The organism is Streptomyces sp. NBC_00986 (genome assembly GCF_045162565.1).
In the GTDB taxonomy this organism is placed as follows: domain Bacteria; phylum Actinomycetota; class Actinomycetes; order Streptomycetales; family Streptomycetaceae; genus Streptomyces.
In genome coordinates this window covers 875,847-898,591 of the sequence record NZ_CP108733.1, presented here as the reverse complement: position 1 = coordinate 898,591, position 22,745 = coordinate 875,847, and the positions used below count along the sequence as shown (strand labels likewise).

General features: G+C 67.9%; 17 protein-coding genes and 4 pseudogenes. 12 read left to right on the top strand and 9 right to left on the bottom strand.

Going from position 1 to position 22,745, the window contains the following annotated elements:
• The first annotated feature begins 236 nt into the window (after positions 1-236).
• From dctA to OG504_RS03935, 4 genes are all read left to right on the top strand, one after another.
• Entirely contained in the window at positions 237-1,748 is a 1,512-nt protein-coding gene (gene dctA, locus OG504_RS03950) for a C4-dicarboxylate transporter DctA (RefSeq protein ID WP_405988417.1), read from the top strand.
• A 41-nt stretch (positions 1,749-1,789) separates the two neighbouring features.
• A complete protein-coding gene (locus OG504_RS03945; RefSeq protein ID WP_329348978.1) occupies positions 1,790-2,698 on the top strand; it encodes a LysR family transcriptional regulator in 909 nt (302 codons plus the stop codon).
• A 112-nt stretch (positions 2,699-2,810) separates the two neighbouring features.
• On the top strand, positions 2,811-3,893 hold the full coding sequence (locus OG504_RS03940; protein ID WP_405988416.1) for a tartrate dehydrogenase: 1,083 nt from the start codon (positions 2,811-2,813) through the stop codon (positions 3,891-3,893).
• Positions 3,894-4,489: 596 nt separating this feature from the next.
• Positions 4,490-5,629, top strand: coding sequence for a lactonase family protein (locus OG504_RS03935; RefSeq protein ID WP_405988415.1), 1,140 nt, complete (start codon positions 4,490-4,492; stop codon positions 5,627-5,629).
• 474 nt (positions 5,630-6,103) lie between these two features.
• Here the strand turns inward: OG504_RS03935 and OG504_RS03930 are convergent.
• Positions 6,104-6,468, bottom strand: a pseudogene (locus OG504_RS03930) (winged helix-turn-helix transcriptional regulator).
• Between the two features lie 5 nt (positions 6,469-6,473).
• Between OG504_RS03930 and OG504_RS03925 the strand changes: the two are divergent.
• Positions 6,474-6,743 (top strand): annotated as a pseudogene (locus OG504_RS03925) (NADP-dependent oxidoreductase); the annotation flags it as partial.
• Positions 6,744-6,885: 142 nt separating this feature from the next.
• On the opposite strand, the gene OG504_RS03920 reads toward OG504_RS03925, so the two are convergent.
• The gene (locus OG504_RS03920; RefSeq protein ID WP_405988414.1) at positions 6,886-7,647 is read right to left on the bottom strand and encodes a FadR/GntR family transcriptional regulator; all 762 of its coding nucleotides are present in this window, start codon (positions 7,645-7,647) and stop codon (positions 6,886-6,888) included.
• Positions 7,648-7,804: 157 nt separating this feature from the next.
• Between OG504_RS03920 and OG504_RS03915 the strand changes: the two genes are divergently transcribed.
• The 3 genes and pseudogenes from OG504_RS03915 to OG504_RS03905 form a co-directional block, all read left to right on the top strand.
• Positions 7,805-8,620 carry a carbon-nitrogen hydrolase family protein gene (locus OG504_RS03915; RefSeq protein ID WP_329348974.1) on the top strand — a complete coding sequence of 272 codons (816 nt, stop codon included), beginning with the start codon at positions 7,805-7,807 and terminating at the stop codon, positions 8,618-8,620.
• Positions 8,614-10,074, top strand: a complete 1,461-nt coding sequence (locus OG504_RS03910; protein ID WP_329348973.1) for an APC family permease — start codon at positions 8,614-8,616, stop codon at positions 10,072-10,074. The genes OG504_RS03915 and OG504_RS03910 overlap by 7 nt, the downstream gene beginning before the upstream one ends.
• Positions 10,075-10,150: 76 nt before the next feature.
• A pseudogene (locus OG504_RS03905) lies at positions 10,151-10,240 on the top strand (IS5/IS1182 family transposase); the annotation flags it as partial.
• A gap of 387 nt (positions 10,241-10,627) precedes the next feature.
• Here OG504_RS03905 and OG504_RS03900 read toward each other — a convergent pair.
• Positions 10,628-11,188, bottom strand: a pseudogene (locus tag OG504_RS03900) (hypothetical protein); the annotation flags it as partial.
• Between the two features lie 275 nt (positions 11,189-11,463).
• Between OG504_RS03900 and OG504_RS03895 the strand changes: the two are divergent.
• Entirely contained in the window at positions 11,464-12,087 is a 624-nt protein-coding gene (locus OG504_RS03895) for a hypothetical protein (RefSeq protein WP_405988413.1), read from the top strand.
• Here the strand turns inward: OG504_RS03895 and OG504_RS03890 are convergent.
• From OG504_RS03890 to OG504_RS03875, 4 genes are all read right to left on the bottom strand, one after another.
• Positions 12,050-12,919 (bottom strand): helix-turn-helix transcriptional regulator, encoded by an 870-nt coding sequence (locus OG504_RS03890; RefSeq protein ID WP_329348970.1) that lies wholly within the window; start codon positions 12,917-12,919, stop codon positions 12,050-12,052. The genes OG504_RS03895 and OG504_RS03890 overlap by 38 nt on opposite strands.
• A gap of 245 nt (positions 12,920-13,164) precedes the next feature.
• The gene (locus OG504_RS03885) at positions 13,165-13,470 is read right to left on the bottom strand and encodes a hypothetical protein (protein WP_405988412.1); all 306 of its coding nucleotides are present in this window, start codon (positions 13,468-13,470) and stop codon (positions 13,165-13,167) included.
• Between the two features lie 488 nt (positions 13,471-13,958).
• Positions 13,959-15,761 carry a M1 family metallopeptidase gene (locus OG504_RS03880; protein WP_405988411.1) on the bottom strand — a complete coding sequence of 601 codons (1,803 nt, stop codon included), beginning with the start codon at positions 15,759-15,761 and terminating at the stop codon, positions 13,959-13,961.
• Between the two features lie 136 nt (positions 15,762-15,897).
• Positions 15,898-17,562: a thiamine pyrophosphate-dependent enzyme gene (locus tag OG504_RS03875; RefSeq protein WP_405988410.1), complete on the bottom strand. Its 1,665-nt coding sequence runs from the start codon at positions 17,560-17,562 to the stop codon at positions 15,898-15,900.
• Positions 17,563-17,705: 143 nt separating this feature from the next.
• On the opposite strand from OG504_RS03875, the gene OG504_RS03870 reads away from it, so the two are divergent.
• From OG504_RS03870 to OG504_RS03860, 3 genes are all read left to right on the top strand, one after another.
• Positions 17,706-18,479 (top strand): FadR/GntR family transcriptional regulator, encoded by a 774-nt coding sequence (locus OG504_RS03870; RefSeq protein ID WP_405988409.1) that lies wholly within the window; start codon positions 17,706-17,708, stop codon positions 18,477-18,479.
• Between the two features lie 887 nt (positions 18,480-19,366).
• On the top strand, positions 19,367-20,488 hold the full coding sequence (gene hisC / locus OG504_RS03865; RefSeq protein ID WP_405988408.1) for a histidinol-phosphate transaminase: 1,122 nt from the start codon (positions 19,367-19,369) through the stop codon (positions 20,486-20,488).
• Positions 20,489-20,632: 144 nt separating this feature from the next.
• Entirely contained in the window at positions 20,633-20,833 is a 201-nt protein-coding gene (locus OG504_RS03860; RefSeq protein ID WP_329348964.1) for a LuxR C-terminal-related transcriptional regulator, read from the top strand.
• On the opposite strand, the gene OG504_RS03855 is transcribed toward OG504_RS03860, so the two are convergent.
• Both OG504_RS03855 and OG504_RS03850 read right to left on the bottom strand, forming a co-directional pair.
• Positions 20,830-21,537, bottom strand: coding sequence for a response regulator (locus OG504_RS03855; protein WP_405969154.1), 708 nt, complete (start codon positions 21,535-21,537; stop codon positions 20,830-20,832). The genes OG504_RS03860 and OG504_RS03855 overlap by 4 nt on opposite strands.
• A complete protein-coding gene (locus tag OG504_RS03850) occupies positions 21,537-22,712 on the bottom strand; it encodes a sensor histidine kinase (protein WP_405969153.1) in 1,176 nt (391 codons plus the stop codon). The genes OG504_RS03855 and OG504_RS03850 overlap by 1 nt, the downstream gene beginning before the upstream one ends.
• Positions 22,713-22,745 lie beyond the last annotated feature (33 nt).

Below are 22,745 nucleotides of genomic sequence, written 5' to 3'. Positions count from 1 at the left end.
TCAAGCAGCGTTCCGTATAGGCACTGCCTATACGGGGCATCGATTTTTGGTCGTGGACCTCCTTGTCTGTGACCGGCTTCACTGTGCCGGTAGATGGTGCGATGGCCGGTCGGGACCCGGTGTCGTACGCGGGTCCTCGAAGCCGGCAACGGACGGACGGCATCCCATAAGGGGTGCGTGGCTCCTGTCCGGAGGAGTGCGCAGGCGGGCCCACCCGTGCCTGGATGGAGGTTGCAATGACGCATGCCCCGAATGAAGCCGCAGGCGACGCAGTGGTGAGGAAGAAGCCCTGGTACCGGCAGTTGTATGTGCAGGTGCTGGTCGCGATCGTCATCGGGATCGTCCTCGGCTGGCAGTGGCCGGATCTGGCCATGTCGATGGAGCCGATCGGCACGACGTTCATCGCGACGATGAAGATGCTCATAGGGCCGATCGTCTTCCTCACCATCATCGGGGGCGTCGCCGGTGTCGCGGACCTGAAGAAGGTCGGCCGCACCGGCATCAAGGCATTGACCTACTTCCAGCTGGGCACGATCGTTGCCCTCGCCACGGGGCTCGTCGCCATCAACGTCTTCCGGCTCGGCGACGGCGTGCACGCCGTCCCCTCCCGGCTGGAAGTGTCGGGGGACGCCGGTCAGTACATCGCGACGGGCGAGCACCAGCATTGGTGGGAGTTCCTCACCGGCATCGTGCCGAACAGTTTCTTCGGTGCGTTCATCGAGGGGAACATCCTGCAGGTGATCTTCCTCGCGGTCATCTTCGGGATCGCGCTGAAGTCGGTGGGCAAGGTCGGCGAGCCGATCATCGCAAGTGTCAACCGCCTGACCACGGTCGTGTTCAGGGTGCTGTCGTTCGTCATGAAAGTGGCTCCGCTGGGAGCCTTCGGGGCGATGTCCTACGCCATCGGGAAGTTCGGCCTGTCGACGCTGACCAGTCTCGGCTCGCTGATCCTTCTCTTCTACGTCACTTCCCTCCTGTTCGTCGTGGTCGGGCTCGGGTCGGTGCTGGCGGCGTACGTGCGGCTGAACATCTTCCAGCTCTTCCGCTACTTCAAGGAGGAGTTCTTCCTGATCCTGGGCACCTCCACCGCCGAGCCGGCCCTGCCGGGCCTGATGCGCAAGTTGGAGTTCATGGGCGTGGAGAAGCCCACGGTCCGCCTGGTGGTGCCGACCGGCTACAGCTTCAACCTCGACGGGGCCGCGATCTACCTCTCCCTGGCCACCCTTTACATCGCGCAGGCCACCGACACCTCGCTCTCCGTCGGCCAGCAACTCAGCCTGCTCGCGGTGATGCTGCTGACGTCCAAAGGTGCGGCCGGAGTCGCCGGCGGCGGCTTCATCGCCTTGACCGCGACCCTGTCGACCGTCGGCCACGTTCCCGCCGCCGGCATCATGCTCGTCTTCGGCATCGACAAGTTCATGTCGGAGTGCCGGGCCCTGGTCAACTTCTACGGCAACGCAGTGGCCACCCTGTTCGTCGCCCGCTGGGAGAACGGCCTCGACCTGATGCGAGCCCGCCAGGTGCTGTCCGGCGAGATCCGGGAAGAGTCGCTCGCGCCGGAGAAGGATTCTGCTGCGGAGGGGAAGAAGTCCCCCGCAGCCGGGGCAGGGGTGCCCGCCGACGGGGTTGATGAGCCCACCTCCCGGGGCGATGAACCGTCTGCCGGTGCCGAACGCTCCGCGACCGGCACCGGCGCATCGACTGCGCAGCCGGCCGAGGACACGGGGGCGGTGTCGGTCAACCGATAGGGTCCACCTTCGGCATGTGGTGCGTGGCGGTGGGAGGCGCGATGGATGCCCGGCAGCTTGAGTACTTCCTCGCCATCGTGGAGCACGGCGGATTCAGCAAGGCCGCCGCCGCGCTCCACGTCGCGCAGCCCTCGTTGTCACAGGCGATGGCGAACCTGGAAGCCGATCTGGGCGTCTCCCTGTTCCACCGTATGGGCCGTGGGGTGGTGCTCAGCGAGGCCGGAGCGGAACTCCTCGAACCGAGCCGGCGTGTGCTGCGCGATCTGGCGGCAGTGCGGGACAGGGCTGCGGCCCTGTCCGGTCTGCACGGTGGGACCGTGGAGGTGGCGGCCATGCCGTCGCCGGGGATCGAACCGCTGACCAGCCTGATCCACCGCTTCGCCGAACTGAACCCGTCCGTCACGGTCAGCAGCCGGGCCGCTTTCACACCCGAGGAGGTGACGGAACTCGTCCGGAGCGGCGCCTGCGAGTTGGGGCTCCTCGGAGCCGCCAAACCGGTGGCACTCACCGGTCTCGACGTCCTGCCGGTGGAGGAGCAGCCGTTCGTCGTGGTAGCCGGTCCGGGCGGGGACATCCAGGACGGTGCGACCGTACGCCCGGAAGACCTCGGCGGGCGCAAGCTGATCGCCTCCCGCCGCGGCAGCCTGATGCGCAGCATCGTCGACGACATCACCGCGCACACCGAGGGAACCGACATCGTCACGGTGGTCGACCATCGCACCTCCATCCTTCCCCTCGTGCTGACCGGGGTCGGCATCGCCGTCCTGCCCGCCTCCTGGACCAGGCTGGCACGCCGTTGCGGTGCCGCTGTGGCGTCGATCGAGCCCACCGCGCATCTCCATGTCGCCATGATCAGCCTGTCCGCCCACCTCACTCCGGGCGCCTGCGCCTTCCTGGAGCTGACCCGCTCCTACGCCCGGCGGAAGAACCCCACGACGCCGATGCTGTAGCCGCCGGACCGATCGGGTGCGCCTATGGGCCGTATCGGAAGCGGGTCTTGGACGAGACCACGGTCCATTGGGTTGACTCGAAGACATCGATCTGGATCACCGGAGGCTCCTTGTGACCGCTACCCGCATCTTCCGTATCGCCGCCATCCCCGCCGATGGCGTCGGCGCCGAGGTCGTGGCCGCCGGCCGCGCCGTCCTCGACGCACTGGCCACCGACTCCCACGGGGCGTTCGCCTTCGAGTGGGAGGAGTTCCCCTGGGGCTGCCGCTACTACGAGCAGACCGGCAAAATGATGGACGACGACGGGCTGGAACGGCTCAAGCACTTCGACGCCATCTACTTCGGCGCGGTCGGCTGGCCCACCGTCCCGGACCACATCAGCCTGTGGGGACTGCGGCTGAAGATCTGTCAGAGCTTCGACCAGTGGGCCAATGTCCGCCCGGTGCACTTCCTGCCCGGCGTCCAGAGCCCGCTGCGCAAGGCGGACGACACCGAGCTGGACTGGATCGTCGTCCGCGAGAACAGCGAGGGCGAGTACGCCGGCCTGGGCGGCCGCAACTTCTCCGGTCGCGGGCACGGCGGTGAAGTCGCCGTCCAGTCGGCCCTGTTCACGGAGGTGGGCTGCGAGCGCATCATGCGCTTCGCTTTCGACCTCGCTCGGACCCGTACCCGCCGCAAAGTCTCCTCTGTCACCAAGAGCAACGCGCAGCAGTACGGCATGGTCCTCTGGGACGACGTCTTCAAGCGCGTCGCCGCCGACTACCCTGACGTGGAGACGGAGAGCGTCCTGGTCGACGCGATGTCCGCGAAATTCGTCCTGCGCCCCGAGGACCTGTCCGTCGTCGTCGCCTCCAACCTCAACGCCGACATCCTCTCCGACCTCGGCAGCGCCCTCGCCGGCAGTCTCGGCCTGGCCGCCAGCGCCAACCTCAACCCCGAGCGCCGTTTCCCCAGCATGTTCGAGCCCGTCCACGGCTCCGCCCCGGACATCGCCGGGCAGGGCCTGGCCAACCCGATCGGCGCGGTCGGCAGCGCCGCCCTGATGCTCGAACACCTCGGGCTTCCCGACCAGGCGGCCCGCCTGCACAAGGCGATCGAGGCGACCACGGGCGCCGGCATCCTCACCCGCGACGTCGGCGGCACCGCCTCCACCGACGACGTCACGAAGGCCCTCATCGACGCACTCGGAGCCTGACTGTAGCTCCGTCGTCAACAACCAGGCGGCCTTCGCCGTCCCCCCCATGACGCACCGGGATGTCCCGGCCTGCTTCTTATGCGGCGCGGGCGGACCGGAACAGCCCGCCCGCCGAGAGGGCGGGCACCTCGTGTCGGGCCCGGCGGCGTCCTGGCCTAACTGCCCGTTGAACCGCGTACGCAGCTGCAGTTCACCGGGTCCGCGCGCCGAGCATCCAACGGCCAGGAGCTGATCGGTGAGAAGCCGTCGGTACCCTTGGACCGCAGGTTGGAGCCCGGGTCGACATACCGCAGGTCGTTGGCGGCGGTGCTGTCGGACGCCTCGTGGATTTCCCGCGACTGCCCCGCAATCGCGCGTCCCGATTCACCCGACGTGACAGCTGACAGGGGCGGGCGGGAAGCCCGTCAACTCTGCGTCCGTGGAGCCGTGTTGGGTCTTACGAGACTCTGACGTGGGCCGCGTCAGCCTTCACAACCTTCTTCACTTCGCCAACTCTGGTCACGCAAGACCCCGGATCGGAGGAGGCGTAAGTGAGTAGGCACAACAAGCGCAGGTTGAAGCCGCGGAAATGGATCGCTGTCACTGGTGGTGGCGCGGTGGCCGTCGCAGCGGCCGTGGTTATGGTCAACGGAGCCTCCGCGGCGCAGGTTTCACCCACCCCTCGCGCCGCCTCGAAGGCCGACCACGCCGTCTTCGTCCAGGGCAACGAACTGGCCGGGAACACCATCCGCGTCTTCCGCCGGGGCGACGACGGGAAGTTGACCGCTGCGGGAAAGTACGCGACCGGCGGCAAGGGCGGGGACCAGACCGACGCGCCGACCGACTCGCTCGCCTCGCAGGGGTCGCTCGTCTACGACCACCGTTCCGGCCGCCTGCTGGCGGTCAACGCGGGTAGCGGCACCTTGACGTCCTTCGCCGTGCACGGCCAGAAACTGACGGACCGTCAAACAGTGTCCACGGGAGGCGACTTCCCGTCCGCCGTCACGGTCTCGGGGGATCTCGCCTACGTCATGAACGCGGGCGGCGCGGGCAGCGTGCAGGGCTTCCGGATCACCTCCAAGGGGCTGAAACCGCTGAGCGGTTCGAACCGCAGTCTGGCGCTGAAGAACGAGAAGGTGCCGCTGTTCAGCAGTTCGCCGGGCCAGGTCGCGTTCACGCCGGACGGCCGGGACCTGGTCGTCACCACCAAGTCGGCGAACACCATCGAGGTCTTCCCCGTGGGGAAGGACGGCCTCCCGGCGGACAAGCCGGCCGTGAACAAGTCGGCGGGCATGGTGCCGTTCGCCATCGCCTTCGACAAGTCCGGCCGCATGCTGGTCGCCGAGGCCGCCAAGTCCACCGTCACCACCTACAAGGTGCGCCACGACGGCGAGTTGAAGACCGTACAGGCGTCCCTGCCGAACGGACAGATGGTCCTGTGCTGGCTGGAGCGGGCCGGTGACTTCTTCTACGGCGGCAACACCGGCAACTCCACCGTCAGCGGCTACCGCCAGGACGCGCACGGCCGACTCGCCCTGACCAACGACGCCGGCATCGCCGCCGCGCCGTCCGGAATGTCCCAGGGCGTCATCGACCTCGCCGTCGCCGCCGACAAGTTCGTCTACGTCCAGAACGCGACCTCCGGCACCGTCGACGGCTTCCGTGTCGAACGCACCGGCGCCCTCACGAAGATCACGACGGTCACAGGCCTGCCCGCCTTCGCCGCCTCCGGCATGGAGGGCATCGCCGCGGTGTAAGAAAGCGGCCACCGCGGCAAGACGTCCCGGACACGCCCCAGCGTGTCCGGGACGTCGGGCTACTGCGTCGACTGCATCTAGCACGTTGCCCCTGACTGTCGGCACCACTCAGTGCTACCGCCGATTTATGGGACAGAGCCCGATGTGGCACATTCTCTCCATCGGCTGTGCATCGTGAAGCTGCAGGTCACGGGGCCTGGCGTGAATGGCCAGTCGGGTACTCGTGCTGGTCGGCGGCTGGTGACCATGGCGTAGATCATCGGTCTGGTCCGACTTCGGCGGGATGCCGGGTCCGCCGTATGAACCACGCGCTTGACCTCGTGTACCGCACCTCGGGTGTGACCGGTGAGACGCTCGTGGTCATGATCGGGACCGCCACCCTTATGCGGCAGATCGTCCCACGCGTCGAGAGCCTGCAGGCTGAGCGCGGCCGGGCCGATACCGAGGGGCGGCCGAGACGATCCTCAGCGCCTTTCAGCCGCTGTACGCGGCCGGCTGGGTATCGGCGTCGAGCACGGCGTTGCCGTTCGCCCTCGCCCACTCGGTCAGCATGTGGATCGGATCGATCAGTGTCGCGCCGAGCGGGGTGAGTTCGTACTCGACGCAGGGCGGCACCTTGGCGTAGGCGTGGCGGCGGACGAGTCCGTGGGACTCCAGCCGGCGGAGCGTCTGGGTGAGTATCTTGCGGGAGACGTCGCCGATCAGCTCGATCAACTTCCCATGTCGCGCGGGGTCTTGCTGAGGCCGTAGAGCGCGACCACCGTCGACTTGTCGGCGATGAGCTTAACCGTCAGACGCGCGGGACAGTCGGCGAGAAAGGGATCACCGAAACCGCTCATCGTGTCTGCGCGCCCGCGAGTTCCCGTTGGTCGGACCGCTGCCGTTCGTCCGCGGCCGGGACATCAGCGGCGTGGTCGAACAGGCGCCCGGGACATGGCTGTTCAGGCCCGGTGACGAGGTGTTCGGGATGCCGTTGTTCCCGCGGGTGGCGAACGCGTACACCGAGGTCGTGTCGGCGCCCGCGTTGCACCTGGCACGCAAGCCGGCGTCGCTCTCGCACGTCGAGGCGTCGGGGAGCGGCCTGTGTCGGTGGGCCGTCTGCGTGTGGCTGGGCGCCGGCACACTGACGTCAGCTCATTCGCAGGCACGTGCAGGGCTCGCCGGGGCTCATGTCCCTACGGGGTTGCGGTGGCCGGAGGCAGTTGGAGCGAACCGGCACGGACGGCTGTTTCATCGGAGGGGTCCCAACTGGTGCGTTAGCTGCCGTTGTCCTGGTCTGCGGAATGTGCGAATCCGACGTACATCGTCCGGTGCAGCTCCGTGATGTGCTCCTTGACGAGGCGGGCCGCCAAGGCGCCGTCGTGCATGGCGAGCGCCGCCCGTATGCGCTTGTGCTCTTCGTTGCTGCTGCACAGATAGCTCATCGGGTACGGCAGGAAGTAGAGATACAGCTCCTTGGCCACCCGCTCGTACATCACCAGAGTGGAGGGCAGCCCGGCCTCGTGGGCGATGCCCACGTGGAACCGCTTATCGGCTGCGTGGAACTCGGCCCAGCTCTCCGCCTCGTCCATCTCCTCGATGCAGCGGTCCAGTCCGTCGAGCCCCTCCTGACCGAGGCGGTCCGCGGCCAGGAAAGCGAAGCCAACCTCCAGCACGATGCGTTCGTCGATCAGCCGGTGCACCCGCTCGCTGTCCTGCTGGTACGAGGCGACCTCGGCCACGGTGTGGCGGCGGGGCTGGGCGGCGACGAAGGTGCCCCCGGAGCGGCCGGGCCTGCGCTCGACGACTCCCTCGCGCTCCAGCGCAGTGAAGGCTCGCCGGACGGTGATCTCGCCGACACCCAGCGCAGCCGCCGCGGCCTGGACGTTCGGCAGTCGCTCGCCGGGCACCAGCAGACCCAGATCGACCGCCAGGGAGATCCGCGCCCGGACCGTGTCGACCGCGCTGGTGCGGCGGATGGCCGCAAGGGCACTGCTGGTCAAGGGGCTTGGTACGCCGATGTCGTCATGGATTGCCATCCAGCCAGGGTATGCACCATCCCGGCGCAGGTCATGAAGGGCCGGGACGTCGGCCGATTTACGGAATCGATACACGCAGACCTTTACCTGATCAAAGTGAGCATGTTTCTATGACTCGCGCCGCCCTCCCCCGATGTTCGATCTGAAGGCATCCCTGATGAAGATCGCTGGCCTGCAGACCGCCGGGACACCCGGCGACGTCGAAGCCAACCTCCGAGAACTGGACGCGGCATGCCGCCAGGCCCGTGCCGAGGGCGCCGACCTGCTGGTCACCACCGAGCTGTTCCTCACCGGCTACGACATCGGCGACACCGTCCAGGACCTGGCCCACACCGACCTCCTGTCGCCGGCACAGCAGATCGCCCGGCACCATGCCATCGCTCTTGTCCTCGGTGCGCCGGAGTACGACTGCGGCGCCTACTACAACAGCGCCTTCTTCATCGACCCGGCCGGAGCAGTGCTCGGCCGCCACCGCAAAACTCACCTCTTCGGCGAACTCGACCGCAGATACTTCACCCCCGGCGACCGATCGAGCCCTGTCGTCGACTACGCCGGAGCGCGGATCGCAATGCTGATCTGCTACGACGTGGAGTTCCCCGAGAACGTGCGCGCCGCCGCGGTGGCGGGCGCCGATCTCATCGCCGTGCCCACCGCGCAGATGCAGCCGTATGAGTTCATCGCAGAGCACCTGCTGAGGGTCCGCGCCTGGGAGAACCAGGTCTACATCGCCTACATCAACCACGACGGGGACGAGGGCTCGCTGCGCTATGTCGGCCGCAGCTCCATCGTCGGCCCGTCGGCGGACGTCCTCGACAGCGTCGAGCACGGCAACCAGCTGATCTTCGCGACCGTGGATCCGGCCGCGGTCCGGGAAGCCCGCAAGACCAACCCCTACCTGGCCGACCGTCGGCCGGAGCTCCAGGCCCCCGCCCCGACCTCGACTGCACCGCTCACAGAGGACCGCACATGCTGAATGATCTCTCCACGGAAGAATCCGTCAGACCCCAGGCACCCGCGAACCTCCAGGGGAAGCTCGGGACCGGCGCCATCGTGTTCATGGTGATCGCCGCCGCCGCGCCCCTCACGGTGATCGGCGGCAACGTCCCGCTCGCCATCGCCAGCGGACCGGGCGCCGGCGCCCCCGTCGGCTTCGCGATCGCCTCACTGGTCCTGCTGGTCTTCGCCGTCGGATTCGTCACCATGACGCCGCACGTTCCCGAGGCCGGCGCCTTCTACGCCTACGCCACCCGCGGCCTGGGGGACCGCATCGGAGTGGGAACCGCTGCGGTCGCGCTGGTCGCCTACACGGCGATCCAGGTCGCCGTCTACGGCTACATGGGATGGGCCGTGGACAACGTGATCCAGTACTTCGGAGGCCCGCCCACCCCTTGGTGGCTGTGGGCACTCGTGGCACTCGGGATCGTGGCTTTCCTCGGCTACCGCCACATCGACCTCAGCTCCAAGGTGCTCGGCGTGGCGCTCGTACTCGAGATCGCCGTGGTGGTCGTCCTGGACGCGGTGATCTTCGCCAAGGGCGGCGCGCACGGCATCAACGTCGAGTCCTTCACCCCTCATGCGGCACTCTCCGGCCCGCTGGGCGTAGCCGTCTTGTTCGCCCTCACCGGCTTCATCGGCTTCGAGGCGACGGCCGTCTTCCGCGACGAGGCCCGCACCCCGGAAAAGACCATTCCACGGGCCACTTACCTGGCCGTTCTCATCATCGGCGCCTTCTACACCGTCTCCTGCTGGGCCCTGGTCCTGGCCGCAGGCACCGACGACGCGTCCGCCGTCGCCGACAAAACCCTCACCGGCGAGGGCAACATGCTCATGGACATCGGCCAGCAATACGTCGGCACCACACTGCGCGACATCATGCAGGTGCTGCTGCTCAGCAGTCTCTTCGCCTGCGTGCTGTCCTTCCACAACGTCATCGCGCGCTACACCTTCACCCTCGCCCGCAAGGGCCTGGTGCCCGCCCGGCTCGGGGCCGTCCACCCGCGCCACCACTCGCCGTCCTTCTCCTCCATCGTCCAGACCACAACCGCGCTGGTCCTGGTCGGTGCCTGCGCCCTGATCGGCCTGGACCCGCTGGTCGGCGTGTTCGGCTCGATGGCCGGGGTCTCCACAGTCGGCATGGTCCTGCTCATGCTCACCACCTCCGTCGCTGTGGTGGTCTTCTTCGCCCGCAACCCGCACATCGCCGAGGGCAGGCCCTGGCAGACTCGGATCGCGCCGGTACTCGCCGTGCTGGGTCTGCTGGCCAGCCTCTGGCTCGTCTTCTCCAACTTCACCCTCGTCACCGGCGGCAGTATGGGCGTCAGCATCGTGCTCGGCGTCATCCCCTTCGCCGCATTCGCCGCCGGAATCGCCCGCGGACCGAAGAAGAACCCCCAGCCCGCCGCACCGACCCCGTCCGCACACAGCTGATCCATCGACCCGCCCCAGCCGCGTGGTGCGGCCCTCCCGCGGTCGCGCCACGCGGCCTCCTCGTACGCCGCGAGTCATGGAGCGAAGACCGTATCCGAGCGACTTGGCGGACGAGCAGTGGGCGTTGATCGAGCCGATGATCACGGCTTGGAAACAGGATCGGGTGAGGGCGGTCGGCGCCAGGAGATCCCGGGACTTGTGGGGAGGATTTCCAGGTACTCGAAGAGCGCGGTGGACAGCTCCAGCCGCGTTCGCCGGCCGAGCAGGGGAAGTTGAGATGGGCGGCGATGATCTTCGAGGGTGCGATGCCGAGAGGGTGGGGCATCAGGAGCGCTCCAATGTGCCCGGAGAGATGGGCCCATCGGGGTGGGTGTGCGGCGTTGCAGATGGCCAGGCCCGATGCGGTCAGGCCGGTGGCTCGGTCAGGTATGCCTCCAAGAGACGTAGGGCCGCCCGTACGTCGTCCTCGGTCACCATCTCGTAGGAGCTGTGTGTGGCGGGTGAGTACGGCCAAGAGCGCGGTCGGTACGCCCTGGGCGATCAGGTGGGCACCATCCGTGCCGAAATTGGTGAAGACGGCGTGCTGGAAGGGGATGCCGTGCTCGTCAGCGAGGCTGGCGAGACGGTCGGTGAGCGGTACGTCGTAGTGCGCGGCGGCGTCCTCGTGTACCAGGCAGGGGCCGCCGCCCAGCCGGACGCTGTGGGAGCCGAGGGGTGATCCCGGGGTGTCGCTGGCCGGGCCGACCTCCAGGGCGATGGCCGCGTCGAGGCCGCCGAGGTCGGCCCGGAGCGAGGAGGCGCCGACGGCGCCGGACTCCTCTTGCACGGTCGCGGCGAACACCGGGCTGTACCGCAGGGCGGTCGGGTCCACCCGCTCGGCCAGAGAGGTCATCAGGGCCAGGCCTATCCGGTCGTCGAACGCCTTCCCGGCGATATGACGACCCACCCGGCGGGTTTCGGCCCGGTAGAGCACCGGACAGCCGACGTGGACTCCGGCGGCGAGGACGGCGGCCCGGTCCGGCAGCCCCAGGTCGAGGTGCACACCGTCCCAGGAGGGATCGGTATCGGCATGTCCGCGCAGGTGTCCGGTGGGGCGGGCGAAGATGCCGGCCACGGGGCCGTTGCGGGTCAACACCTCGGCGGGCAGGTTCAGGGCCTCGGGCAGGATGCCCAGATCGCCGCCCCGGTGGGAGGAGGACAGCCATGGGAAACCGTCCTTGCTGATGGCGCGGACCGTCAGGTGGCTTTGTAGGTGAGAGTTGAGGCCAGTAGTAGGTCAGTTCTGACTCCAGTGCTGTCGGCGGACAGTTGATGTCGGTGAGATCTGACTCCACTTGGGGGCTTGTGGTGCGAGTATCGGGGTGCATCGGCTGGCGCTGGATGGCTCAAGTGCCCTTTTCGAAGGTCGAGTTGTACGCGGCGATACGCCATGACGCTCGGGCCGAAGAGCTGTCCAGCAGGGCTTTGTCGGCCAAGTACGGGGTGGGCCGCAGGACGGTGGCGCTGGCGTTGGAGTCGGTGTGGCCGGCGCCGCGCAAGCAGCTTCCGCCCCGGATCTCGCGTCTGGACGCGTTCAAGGCGACGATCGATGAGATCCTGCGAGAGGACCTGGACGCGCCGCGCAAGCAGCGGCATACCGTCAAGCGGGTCTTCGACCGGCTGATCGACGAGCACGACGCCCGGGGCGTGACGTATTCGATGGTCCGCGCCTGCATCTCCGGACGCCGTCCGGAGATCCGGGTGGAGGAGGGCCGCGGTCCTCCGCAGGCGTTCGTGCCGCAGACCCACCGCCCCGCCGAAGTTCTCGCAGAAGCGGACAGCCGACCTTCCGCGAGACCCAACGCGACTGATCGTTCTGGCGTTGGCAGTCAGCAACCCCGCCCAGAGGTCTCACCTGGGTCCTCGGGCCTGGCTCAATCCTCCCATCACCACGGCGAGACCGTCAGTGCGACGCCCAGAACTTCGCAAACCGCACTCAGAGGCGGCTCACCGTGTCGATGTACATCTTGGTGACGTCGGTGATGAAGTCACGGCTGGTGTCGGGGCTGAGGGCCAGGGCCTGGAGGTGGTTGAACATCACGCCGTAGTGCTGCACGTCGGACGGCTTCTCCAGGTAGAGATCGCTGCTGAACCGTTCCAGATACACCACTGCGTCGGGGTTCTCGGCCAACTCCAGGACGGAGAACTGTCCTGACAGCCCCGGATGAGCGCCCACGGTGTGCGGGAGAACCTGCACCGTGATGTGCGGCTCGGTGCCAAGTGCGTTCAGGTGCTCCAACTGCTCACGCATGACGTCAGGACTGCCGACGACGCGGCGCAATGCCGATTCGTCCAGGACCACCCGCAGGCACAGCGGACGGGCCGGATCGTAGATCCGGTGCTGCCGGCGCAACCGCACTTTCAGGCGCATGCCGGCCTGTTCGGCAGTGAGGAGAGGGATCGTTTCCCCGATGACGGCGTGGGCGTAGGCGGGAGTCTGCAACAGCCCGGGGATCACCATGGACTCGTAGGCGTGGAGGGAGGCAGCTTCCGTCTCCAGGGCGATGTAGACGCTCTGGGGGACGTCGCCGTAGGCGTGCCACCAGCCCTGCTGTCCGGATTCCTTGGCCATCTGCATCAGGGAGGCGATGACCTGCTGGTCGGTCACTCCGTAGATCGCGCACAGGTCACGCACATCGCGGGCGCTGATGGCGCGGTTGCCGTTCTCCAGGTGACTGATCTTCGGCTGGGAGACCATCAGCCGCTCGGCCACTTCGGTGCTCTTCAGCCCACTGGCCAGGCGGAGCCCGCGGAGCTCTGCCCCCAGACTGCGTCTCCTGACGGTGGGGTTGATGTTCGCCGCCACGAGCGGTGTACCTCCGGCTCCAAGTCGTCCTGCTGGCCGCAGATTGCCACGGCGCAAGGTTCGTTGATCACGTGCCATGCCGTCGTGTTTCTCGGGCAGCCAAAACGGACCGTGACTTTGTCACTTGCCTCAAGGCAGGAACCGCCAGGCGTTCTACCGGGGGGATAAGGACAGGCACTGAAGAAGACGGCGCCGTCCTACGGGGGTACTCAGCACCCTTCCAGCCGGCCTGAGATACGTTGATGTCATCCGGGAAGCCACGAGTCCCGCCACTGGTGGTGCAGTTCGAAGGGCAGCGCAAGGACGCGGAGAGTCTGTTCGGCGAAGACAGGGTCCAGCGGCCACTTGGGATCCCGCGGGTCCTGGCAGCGGATCCGCCGTTCGCAGTCGTCCAACTCCGCCCGGAGCGCCAGAGCCCGGTCAAGCATCTCTCTCGGGACGGGACAGGCACAGCCTTCGAGCACGGCAGTGCGCGGTCCCGCCTCTCGCAAGGCGACGACAGCGCAGGCCAGCTCGTGGAACAACTCGGCCTGCTCTGCGGTCTCTGCCAAACGAGCCCCCACAAAGGCGATCAACTCGCCCGTGCCCGACTTCGCCCGCATAGGTTCTCCCAGGCCGCAGAACCAAAGTGATCGTCCAACCCGTGTTCCCACGCGGCCCGAACAATAACGCCCTCGAACTCCTGGCCCTGCACCGGCTCAGCCCGTTGCGGCGGGGCCTGCCAGGTGGAGTCATTTCTCACCTACAAAATCGCGTTCCCCACGCACCAGGTGGAGTCAGAACTGACCTACAAGCGGAGTCAACCGTCACCTACGAAGCCAGTCAGGCTCATCTCGTCCATGCGGGCCTGGAGCAGCAGCCGGGGCCCGCTGCCCCCCAGTTCGGCGATGACGTTGCCGACCGGGGTGCGCCGGACTCGGGCGCCGGCAGCGGTCCACCTCTTGTCGAGGTGGTCGGCGACATGGTGTTCGTGTCCTACGGGACCGGGCAGTTCGGTGAGCCCTTCAGCAGTTCGAACACGATGCGGCTCTTTCCGTTTTCACTGGCCGGAAGTGGGTGCCGGGGTACTGACGGGCAGGTTTTCGGGGTCGATGCCGAGCTTCACGAGCCGTGAGTCGACGACGCTGGCGGCGATGGAGTGGTAGCGCGGCCGGTTGACGGCGTAGGCGTCGATGGCCCGCTGCCGGGTAACCGGGTTGTCCACGAGTTCGTCGTAGAGCGGTTTGATGAAGCGCATCCGGCCGATGCGGGCGACCATGTCGAACGCCGCATCGACGGCGGGCGCGTAGTCGCTGCGCAGCCCGACGAGGATCCAGAGCTGGCGGATGTCGAGGTTGCGGTGGGTGGTGAAGCCGTAGTGCTCGTCCAGGCGGGCGAGGAAGGCGGGGTCCTGCGGGGTTTTGAGCTGGGCGACGTAGTAGTGCCACTGTTCGGCCCGCCAGTGCGCCGACGTCTCCTCGTCGGGCAGTTCCTGTCCGGTCCTGGCGACTTCCTCCAGGAGGATGGCATGGGCCCGGGGGGCGGAGTCGGGCAGGCCGGGGGCGTACAGCCACTCTTGGTAGTCGAAGTCGTTGGTGAGTTCCCGCCGGGCGTAGTCGACGAACTCCTCAGTGGTGAGGGAGGAGAACGCGAAGTCCTTGAAGTACTTCAGGACGAAGGCGTCGAACCGTTCCCGGCCCACGAACTCCTCCATCGCCCGCACGACGAGGTAGCCCTTCTCGTGGGAAACCCAGGAGGAGGTGGCGTCGGGGTCCACGCCGGTCATCTCACGGCGGAGCCTGGTGTGTTCGGGCCGGTCCGCGAAGTAGGCCAGGTCCTCGTCGAGGAGGGTCCGCACCACGGCGGCGTGCATCTCAGCGACCTCGCGCCCGTGCACCGCCTCCGACATACGGCGTTCGCCCCAGCTGGCGAAGCCCTCGTTGAGCCAGAAGTGCTCCATGGAGGTGGCGGTCACCATGTCACCGGCCCAGTGGTGGGCGATCTCGTGGCTGAGGGTGTCCACCAGGGAGCGGTCGCCGGTGATGACGGTGGGAGTGAGGTAGGTGAGCTGCGGGTTCTCCATGCCGCCGTAGGGGTAGCTGGGCGGCATCACGACCAGGTCGGCACGGCTCCACGGGTAGGGGCCGTACACCTCCTCGCCTGCCCGTACGAATTCTTCGACCCCGACGAACTCCCACGCAGCGGCGTCAAGCTCAGCGGGCTCGGCCCAGATCCGGCTGCGCGGCCCGATCTCAGCGGATTCGATGTGGCCGGCGAGCAGCACGACTAGGTACGGGGGCATCGGCTTGGCGGCGGAGAACTCGAAGGTACGGGTTCCGGGCAGGCCGGGGGTGTCGCCCAGCGAGTCGGCTGACATCAGCGCGGTGTACCCCTCAGGGACGGTGATGTGCGCGGTGTAGGTCAGGCGCACCGACATGCTGTCGTGCAGCGGAATCATCGAGCGGGCGTGGATGGTCTGGCACTGGCTGTAGAGGAAGTGGTGAGTACCGCCGGAGGTCTGCTCAGGGGTGACCCACTGCAGCGCGGTCGATTCGGCTGAGGTGGCGTAGGTGATCGACACCTTGTCCAGCCCGTCGGGCAGCGTGAACGACAGAGGCTCGCCCAGCACCTTGTCGTGTGGGCCGATCTCGAACGCGACCGGTTCACCCGCAGAGGTGCGCACTGCCTGGATGTCCAGCGCACGGGTGTCCAGGCTGACGGCTGCCGGGCCTGGCCGGTCGAACATCACCTGGACGACGCAGTCCAGGTGGCTGTGGTCGAAGTCGACTGCTGCCGTCCAGTCGATGTGCCGGATGCGCGGCTGGTCGTCGGTGAGATACGAGTGCGGGTCCGGCCGCGTCATGGAATTCTCCTCGGTTTGGTGTAGCCGGGACTGCTGAAGAAGATGGGTTGTGCCGGTCACGGGGCGTCGATTCGCTCCATGCCCGGTTCGGTCCAGGCGCCGCCGATGTAGTGACCGATGAGGGTGGGGACGGCCGTCATGAGGTCTCCGTGATCAGGTGGGCGTCGGGGGCGAGGGGCGCTGGACGGGGTATCCCCTCATGGATCAGGTGCCAGGGCGACGGGAACTCGCCGACGGGTACGTCGATCAACACCGGTTCGCCGGCCGACACTGCGTCGGTGAGGGCGCCCTGGAGTTCCTTGGGGTTGACGGCACGGGCGGAGGAGATGCCGAAGGCCGACGCGAGCTTCGCGTAGTCGGGGTTGACGAGGTCGGTGGCGAAGTAGCGGGCGCCGTAACGGTTCTTCTGGATCCGGCGGACATTGCCGTAGAAGCCGTCGTGGAAGACAACGGTGACCAGACCCAGGTCGTACTTCCGGGCGGTGGACAGCTCCTGAAGGGTCCAGGAGAAGCCGCCGTCGCCGTTGATCGACACCACCGCGCGATCCGGGTCGGCCGCTTTGACGCCGAGCGCGGTCGCGAAGCCGTAGCCGAGGGTGCCCTGGTAGCCGGGACCGATGTAGGTGCGGGGCCCGTACGCCGGGTAGCAGGCCCCTGCGGCGTAGCCGACCTGGGTGAATTCGCTGACCAGCACGCCGTTCTCCGGGAGGGCCTGCCGGATCGCGCCGAGGTATTCGCGCTGCGGGGCGATGTCGGCGAACTGTTCGTCGAGCCAGGCCCGGACGGCGGCGAACTCTCCCTCCCGGGAGTCCGGGGCGGTGGAGCCGATCTCGTCGGCGAGGGCGGCAAGGCCGAGGGCGGCGTCGGCGTGCAGACGGGTGTCGGCGACCCGGGGGCCGTGCAGGTCGGCCTCCTCGGCGTTGAGCAGGACCACCTTGGCGCCCCCGGTGTCCACCTGGGTGCCGAAGGCGGTCATGAAGCGGGTGCCCACGGCGAGCACCACGTCCGCCTCGGCGCGGAAGGCCCGCAGCGCCAGCGCGTCGAAGGCCAACCGGTGGCGGGCGTCGATGGCCCCCCGGCCGTTCTCGCTGACCAGTACAGGTGCCTCCAGCGCCTCGGCGAGCCGTACCAGAGCGGCGGTGGCGCCGGAGGCGATGCCCCCGCCGCCGACGATGATCAGCGGATGACGGGCGCCGCGCAGCGTGGCGGCGGCCTCCGTGACCGCCCGCGCGTCGGGCTCCACAGGGGAGGGAGCGACCCGGCCGGGGATGGGCGCGTCGGCGGTGGCTGCCAGCACGTCCGGCGGTACTTCGAGCGCGACCGGGCGCGGGCGTCCGCTGCGCAGTTGCCGGAAAGCCTCGGCCACCAGGACCGGCACCTGTTCCGGGCTGCGGGCGATGCCCGTCCATTTGGTGAGGCGCTCCAGAATCCCGGTCTGGTCGGGGATCTCGTGCAGCGCGCCAAACCCCTTACCGATGAGGGCGGAGTCGATCTGCCCGGCAAGCAGGAGCACGGGCGAGTTCGCGGAGTAAGCCGTCGCTACGCCGGACAGCGCGTTGAGGACCCCCGGCCCCGGCACGACCATGGCGACCCCGACCTCACCGGTGCTGCGGGCGTACCCGTCGGCCATGTAGGTCGTGGCCTGCTCATTGCGCGCGCAGATGAAGTCGATCCGGTCGGCGCGCTTGTAGAGAGCGTCCGCCGCCGGGTCGAGCTGGACCCCGGGTATTCCGAAGACGCGCGAGACGCCCTGGGCCGCCAGGGACTCGGCCAGTAGATCTCCGCCAGTGGGCGTTGCCATCACGTCACAGTCCTCTCAGGCGTGGCTCTGTCAGATGGATTCATTATATTCGATACTATCGAATGGTCGATTCGCGTCAACCGTGAACCCGGACCGTAGAATCGGATCTCGGGGCCACGATGGCGTCGGGACAGGGGAGTTTGATGGCAGCGTCGTCCAGCGGCACGGGAGCATCCAGGGAGGCCGGCTCAGCGGGGAACGGCTCTGTGGTGACGTTCAACCGGGCGCGCAACACGGGATCCATCGTGGACTCCGTGGTGGAGCAGATCGAGGAGACGATCACGCGCCAGGGGCTGCCTGCCGGCTACCGGTTCGGTACCAAGCAGGAACTGTGCGAGCAGTTCGGCATTGCCCCCGCCACTCTGGGTGAGGCGCTACGCGTCCTGCGCGGACGCGGGGTCGTCGAGGCGCGTCCCGGTCCGGGAGGCGGCCTCTTCGTCACTGAGCGCTCGCCATTGCTGCGGCTCGCCCACAGCGTGATGGAGCTGAGGCAGCGTGGTTCCACGGTCAACGAGATGATCGCCGTACTCGCTGCGCTGGACGAGGCCGTCGTCAGCGACGCCGCGGTCCACCGTACCGACCAGGACCTGCGCGATCTGGACGACCTCATGAACCGGCTGGCCGAGGTGTGGCACGACCCGGTGAACGGCCTGCATGCCAACTGGAGGCTGCACCGCAGGATCGCCGAGATCTCGCCCAACGCCGTGCTGCGCGCCTTCTACCTCAATCTGGTCGACTACATCGACGGTGAACTCGCCGCTGACGGCGACTCGGCCCCGCGGCTACCGGTGCCAGGTTTCGTCGCCGACTCCGAGCAGCGACTGGAGAAGCACCGTGACCTCGTCGCGGCGATCCGTTCGGGCGATCAGGCCAGGGTACGGACGGCCGTGGAGCGTCACGGCAGTCTCGACCGCTGACCCTCGGGCGGATACGGATCCCCGGCCCGACCCGGATCACTACACCGGCCGCGTCACCTCCCGGCAAGCCCGACACATCGGTGAAGGGCTCATCCAACCAGGCGCAAGGTCGACGCCGAGGGAAAGGCCCGGACCGCGGGCGGTTTGGCAAACTGCACCGGCAGGAAGGGGCAGGGCTGCTCCAGCAGTCCCAGTACCCCCGGAAGTCGGTATGCCCACACTGGAGTGCGGATCGCCGAGGAAACTGAGGTCCGCGTCCCGGGCGACAGTGAAGTTCTTGAAGCTGGTGTCGTCGAGCGGGACGACCCATCGGGTCATATAGGTCTGCACGGCGGTGAGCTGAGGGCTGGCCATCTCACGCAGGTTGGGGAAGGCGGTCTCTGTGACCCGCCGAGGCGCCGACCGGTGCCCAGCCCTCGGAGTTGTACGGAGCTGACACCGTGTTTGGTGTACTCGCAGGTCACCTCCAGCATGCGGGTCCGAAGGGGAGGGCGTTGACCCGCCTGGCGGCGCTGCGGGTGTCGCCAGGCGGCTTCCTCTCGTGAATCCAGCGGAACCCGCCACAGCGCGCAGCCCCCTTGAGGTCGGCGACCTGCCAGGGCCTGTCGTCCGCAGGGGCCGGGCTGTGCGAGTACCGCCGTTCCAGGCCACTGCCCGATCAGACTTGCTGCGGGTGCGCGCCGGGCTCCCATCGCGGCATCGATCCGTCCTGGGCCTGCTTCGACTCCATCCTTCCAGCGCAACGCCCCCACTCGCAGGGTCGAGCCTGTCGTACAGCTGTGCTTTCGCGTCGGCCTCCTCGGCACGCCAGATCACATTCACATGAATGACTTAAATGGTTATAGTCAATTCGGATGTTGTCTCGCCACTCAACAGGAAGCGAACCCATGTCGAACCTGCGTCTGCGTGCTGATCTCGCCGGCATCCCGGACTACAAGCCGGGCAAGACGGCCTCTCCCAGCTCGGGGCCGGGCCCTTTCAAGCTCTCCTCGAACGAGAACCCGTACGCACCGCTCCCGTCCGTCCTGGCCGCCATCGCCATTCAGGCCGAATCAGTCAACCGCTATCCGGAGACGGCCGCACGCGAACTCGTCACGGGACTGTGCGAGCGATACGGGGTGAAGGCGGCCAATGTCGTGCTCGGCAGCGGTTCATCCGAGGTCATCTCCCAGATCATCCGCGCCACAGCCGGACATGGAGACGAAGTCGTCTTCCCCTGGCGGTCCTTCGAGGCGTACCCGCTACTCACGGTTGCCGCCGGGGCCGTACCCGTCCGGGTGCCCCTCAACGAGCGGCACGAGCACGACTTTGACGCCATGGCCGCGGCCATCACCGAGCGCACTCGACTCATCATCGTCTGCAATCCGAACAACCCCACCGGTACGACGGTCGGTCGGGCGGAACTCGACGCTTTCCTCGAACGGGTGCCCAGCGACGTGACTGTGCTCATCGACGAGGCGTACGCACACTTCAACCGGCGCCCCGACACCGTGCAGGGAATAGACGTCTTCCGTCGCCGCCCCAACGTGGCACTCGCCCACACCTTCTCGAAGGCGTACGGCCTGGCCGGACTACGCGTCGGTTACGCCATCGCCCCGGCCGCCCTGGCAGCGGCGCAGCGCAAGGTGGCGCTGCCGTTCGCCGTCACCTCCCTCGCCCAGGCGGCAGCCGTTGCCTCACTACGTGCGGAGGCCGAACTCGCCGAACGTGTCGACGCACTTGTGGCTGAGCGCGACCGTGTCACCAAGGCTCTCGTTGATCAGGCCTGGGCGCTCCCCGAAACTCAGGCGAATTTCGTCTGGTTCCCGCTGGGTGCTGACGCGCTTGCCGGGGCGGAACTCTTCGAGGAACAGGGCCTGCTCGTTCGGCCCTTCGCGGGGGAGGGAATCCGGGTCACAGTGGCTGAGACCGCCGCGAACGGCCGGGTCGTCGCGGCTGCCGCTGCCTTGGTCGCTGCTGGCCTGACGGGAGGCCTCGTCACGGAGAACAGAGTCTCCAACGCATCCTGACGCGTCGGCCTCCGAGCGTTCGGGTGTGTCTGGCCAGCGGCGTAACTCGAGTCGTGTGGGCCAGCCGTCAGTTGAGCCTGTTGAACAGCGTTTCCGCCCGAGCTGACCAGTCCCGAGTCCGCGCTGCGCCCGGCTCCAACCGGCATGGCCCGCCTTACCGAACGTGGGTACCAAGTTCTGGGTGTGTTCGCCACCGGCCTCGCCAACGACGACATTGCGAAACGGCTCTACCTGTCGACGTACACGGCCAAGGCACATGGCAAGCGGCTCATGGCCGAGGTAGGGGCGCGTGACCGGACTCAACTGGTAGTCGGCGCCTACCAGACGGGCTTCACCCGAAGCTAGTCCGTTCGACGGACCCGCGGTTCCCCGGTCTGCTGTGTGGAGCCGGGGCGGACCATGCCGGTCTCGTAGGCGATCACCACGAGTTGGGCGCGGTCCCGGGCGCTGAGTTTGGCCATGGCCCGGTTCAGGTGGGTCTTGACCGTCACCGGCGTGACGAAGAGTCGCTCGGCGATGTCCTGGTTGGAAAGGCCCGTCGCCACCAGAGTCATCACCTCGCGCTCCCGGGGGGTCAGGGTGGCCAGCCGGTCCGGATCGGTGGGACCGTGCGGTGCAGGCTGCGCGAGGAAACGGGAGATCAGGCTTCTTGTCGCGGCGGGAGACAACAGAGCCTCCCCCTTCGCGACCAGCCGGACGGCGTCGAGGAGTTGTGCGGGCTCGACGCCCTTGCCCAGAAACCCGCTCGCTCCGGCGCGCAGCGCTTCGGCGACGAACTCGTCCACTTCGAACGTGGTGAGCACCAGCACCTTCACTCCGGCCAGGTCCTCGTCCTGGCCGATCAGCCGGGTGGCTTCGAGGCCGTCGACCTCGGGCATTCGGATGTCCATCAACACGACCTCCGCCTGCTCACTGCGGGCCAACTCGACCGCCTCGCGACCGTTGGAGGCCTCCGCGACGACCTCCATGTCCGGCTGGGCGTCGATGAGCAGCCGGAAGGTGCCACGCAGCAGTGCCTGGTCGTCGGCGAGCAGGACACGAATGGTCATCAGGAACCTTTCGAGGAAAGGGTGACGGGGAGTTCAGCGAACACGTGGAAGCCGCCTTCCGGCCGAGGCCGGGCGGTGACTTTGCCGCCGATCGCGGCGGCGCGCTCGCGCATACCAATCAGGCCGTGACCCGTGCCGGCGCCGTTTGCCGTGCCGGGGCGGCCGTCGTCCGTCACCGTGATCCGCAGGCTCTCCGGTCGGTAGTCCAGCGCCACTTGGACGTGCGTGGCCGCCGCATGCTTGTGGGCGTTGGTGAGTGCCTCCTGGATGATGCGGTAGGCCGTCAGATCCGTGGTGGGCGCCACCCATTCCGGCTCGCCACTGCGTACAACTTCCACGGGTAGGCCACTGGTGCGGAAGGAGTCGACCAGGTCGTCGAGGCCGCTGAGGCTCGGAAGGGGGTGACGGGGTTCGGGGGCGTCGTCCGACTCGCGGAGCAGGCCGACCATGGCGCGCAGTTCGTCGAGTGCGTTACTGCTGTTCTCCTTGATGTGTGCGAGGGCCTGGTACGCCGTGTCCGGGTCAGTGCGCATGAGGTGTTGGGCCACCCCGGCCTGGGCGTTGACCAGAGTGATGTGGTGGGCGACGACATCGTGCAGGTCGCGGGCGATGCGGATGCGCTCCTCGGTGACCCGGCGGCGGGCTTCCTCCTCCCGGGTGCGTTCGGCGTCTTCGGCGCGGGCCACGACCCGGGCGAGGCGGATGCGGCGCCTGCCGACGGCGTCTCCGAGGGCGGTGGCCGCGATCGCCAGGTCGAGTCGTGCGAGAGCTTGTGCGGAGAAGGCCGGCTGCGAGGTGGCCATCGCGTAGGTGGTGGTGATGGCGATAGTCGCGGTGAGCCCCACGGCCCAGGCAGAGCGACGGTCAGTGTGGGTCGCGAAGGTGTACAGGGCGACCAGGCTTGCCGCCGGGGCCAGCCAGTATCCCGGCGCGTTGGCCATGTGAGCCAGGTCGATACCGAGCGTGACGACGACGACCGCCAGGGGCCAGCGGCTGCGTACGACCAGGGGCGCGCAGGCCAGGACCGTCCAGCCGACTCCTTCGGCGCGGGGGAGGTGCCAGCCGTCTTTGCCCGCCGCGTTCGCCACCACGGCGATTGCCACCAGCAGCGCAGCCGGGAACGCGTCCCTGACCCGATCATGGCGAGTCCACCAGCTGAGCCATGTGTGTGTCACTTGCACCCCTTTACCGTACGCAGCGCGGGCCGG

Coding starts and splice junctions, on each gene's coding strand:
- dctA (WP_405988417.1), top strand. CDS start 237: ATGACGCATGCCCCGAATGAAGCCGCAGGCGACGCAGTGGTGAGGAAG.
- OG504_RS03945 (WP_329348978.1), top strand. CDS start 1,790: ATGGATGCCCGGCAGCTTGAGTACTTCCTCGCCATCGTGGAGCACGGC.
- OG504_RS03920 (WP_405988414.1), bottom strand. CDS start 7,647: ATGGCAATCCATGACGACATCGGCGTACCAAGCCCCTTGACCAGCAGT.
- OG504_RS03915 (WP_329348974.1), top strand. CDS start 7,805: ATGAAGATCGCTGGCCTGCAGACCGCCGGGACACCCGGCGACGTCGAA.
- OG504_RS03910 (WP_329348973.1), top strand. CDS start 8,614: ATGCTGAATGATCTCTCCACGGAAGAATCCGTCAGACCCCAGGCACCC.
- OG504_RS03880 (WP_405988411.1), bottom strand. CDS start 15,761: ATGACGCGGCCGGACCCGCACTCGTATCTCACCGACGACCAGCCGCGC.
- OG504_RS03875 (WP_405988410.1), bottom strand. CDS start 17,562: ATGGCAACGCCCACTGGCGGAGATCTACTGGCCGAGTCCCTGGCGGCC.
- OG504_RS03870 (WP_405988409.1), top strand. CDS start 17,706: ATGGCAGCGTCGTCCAGCGGCACGGGAGCATCCAGGGAGGCCGGCTCA.
- hisC (WP_405988408.1), top strand. CDS start 19,367: ATGTCGAACCTGCGTCTGCGTGCTGATCTCGCCGGCATCCCGGACTAC.
- OG504_RS03860 (WP_329348964.1), top strand. CDS start 20,633: ATGGCCCGCCTTACCGAACGTGGGTACCAAGTTCTGGGTGTGTTCGCC.
- OG504_RS03855 (WP_405969154.1), bottom strand. CDS start 21,537: ATGACCATTCGTGTCCTGCTCGCCGACGACCAGGCACTGCTGCGTGGC.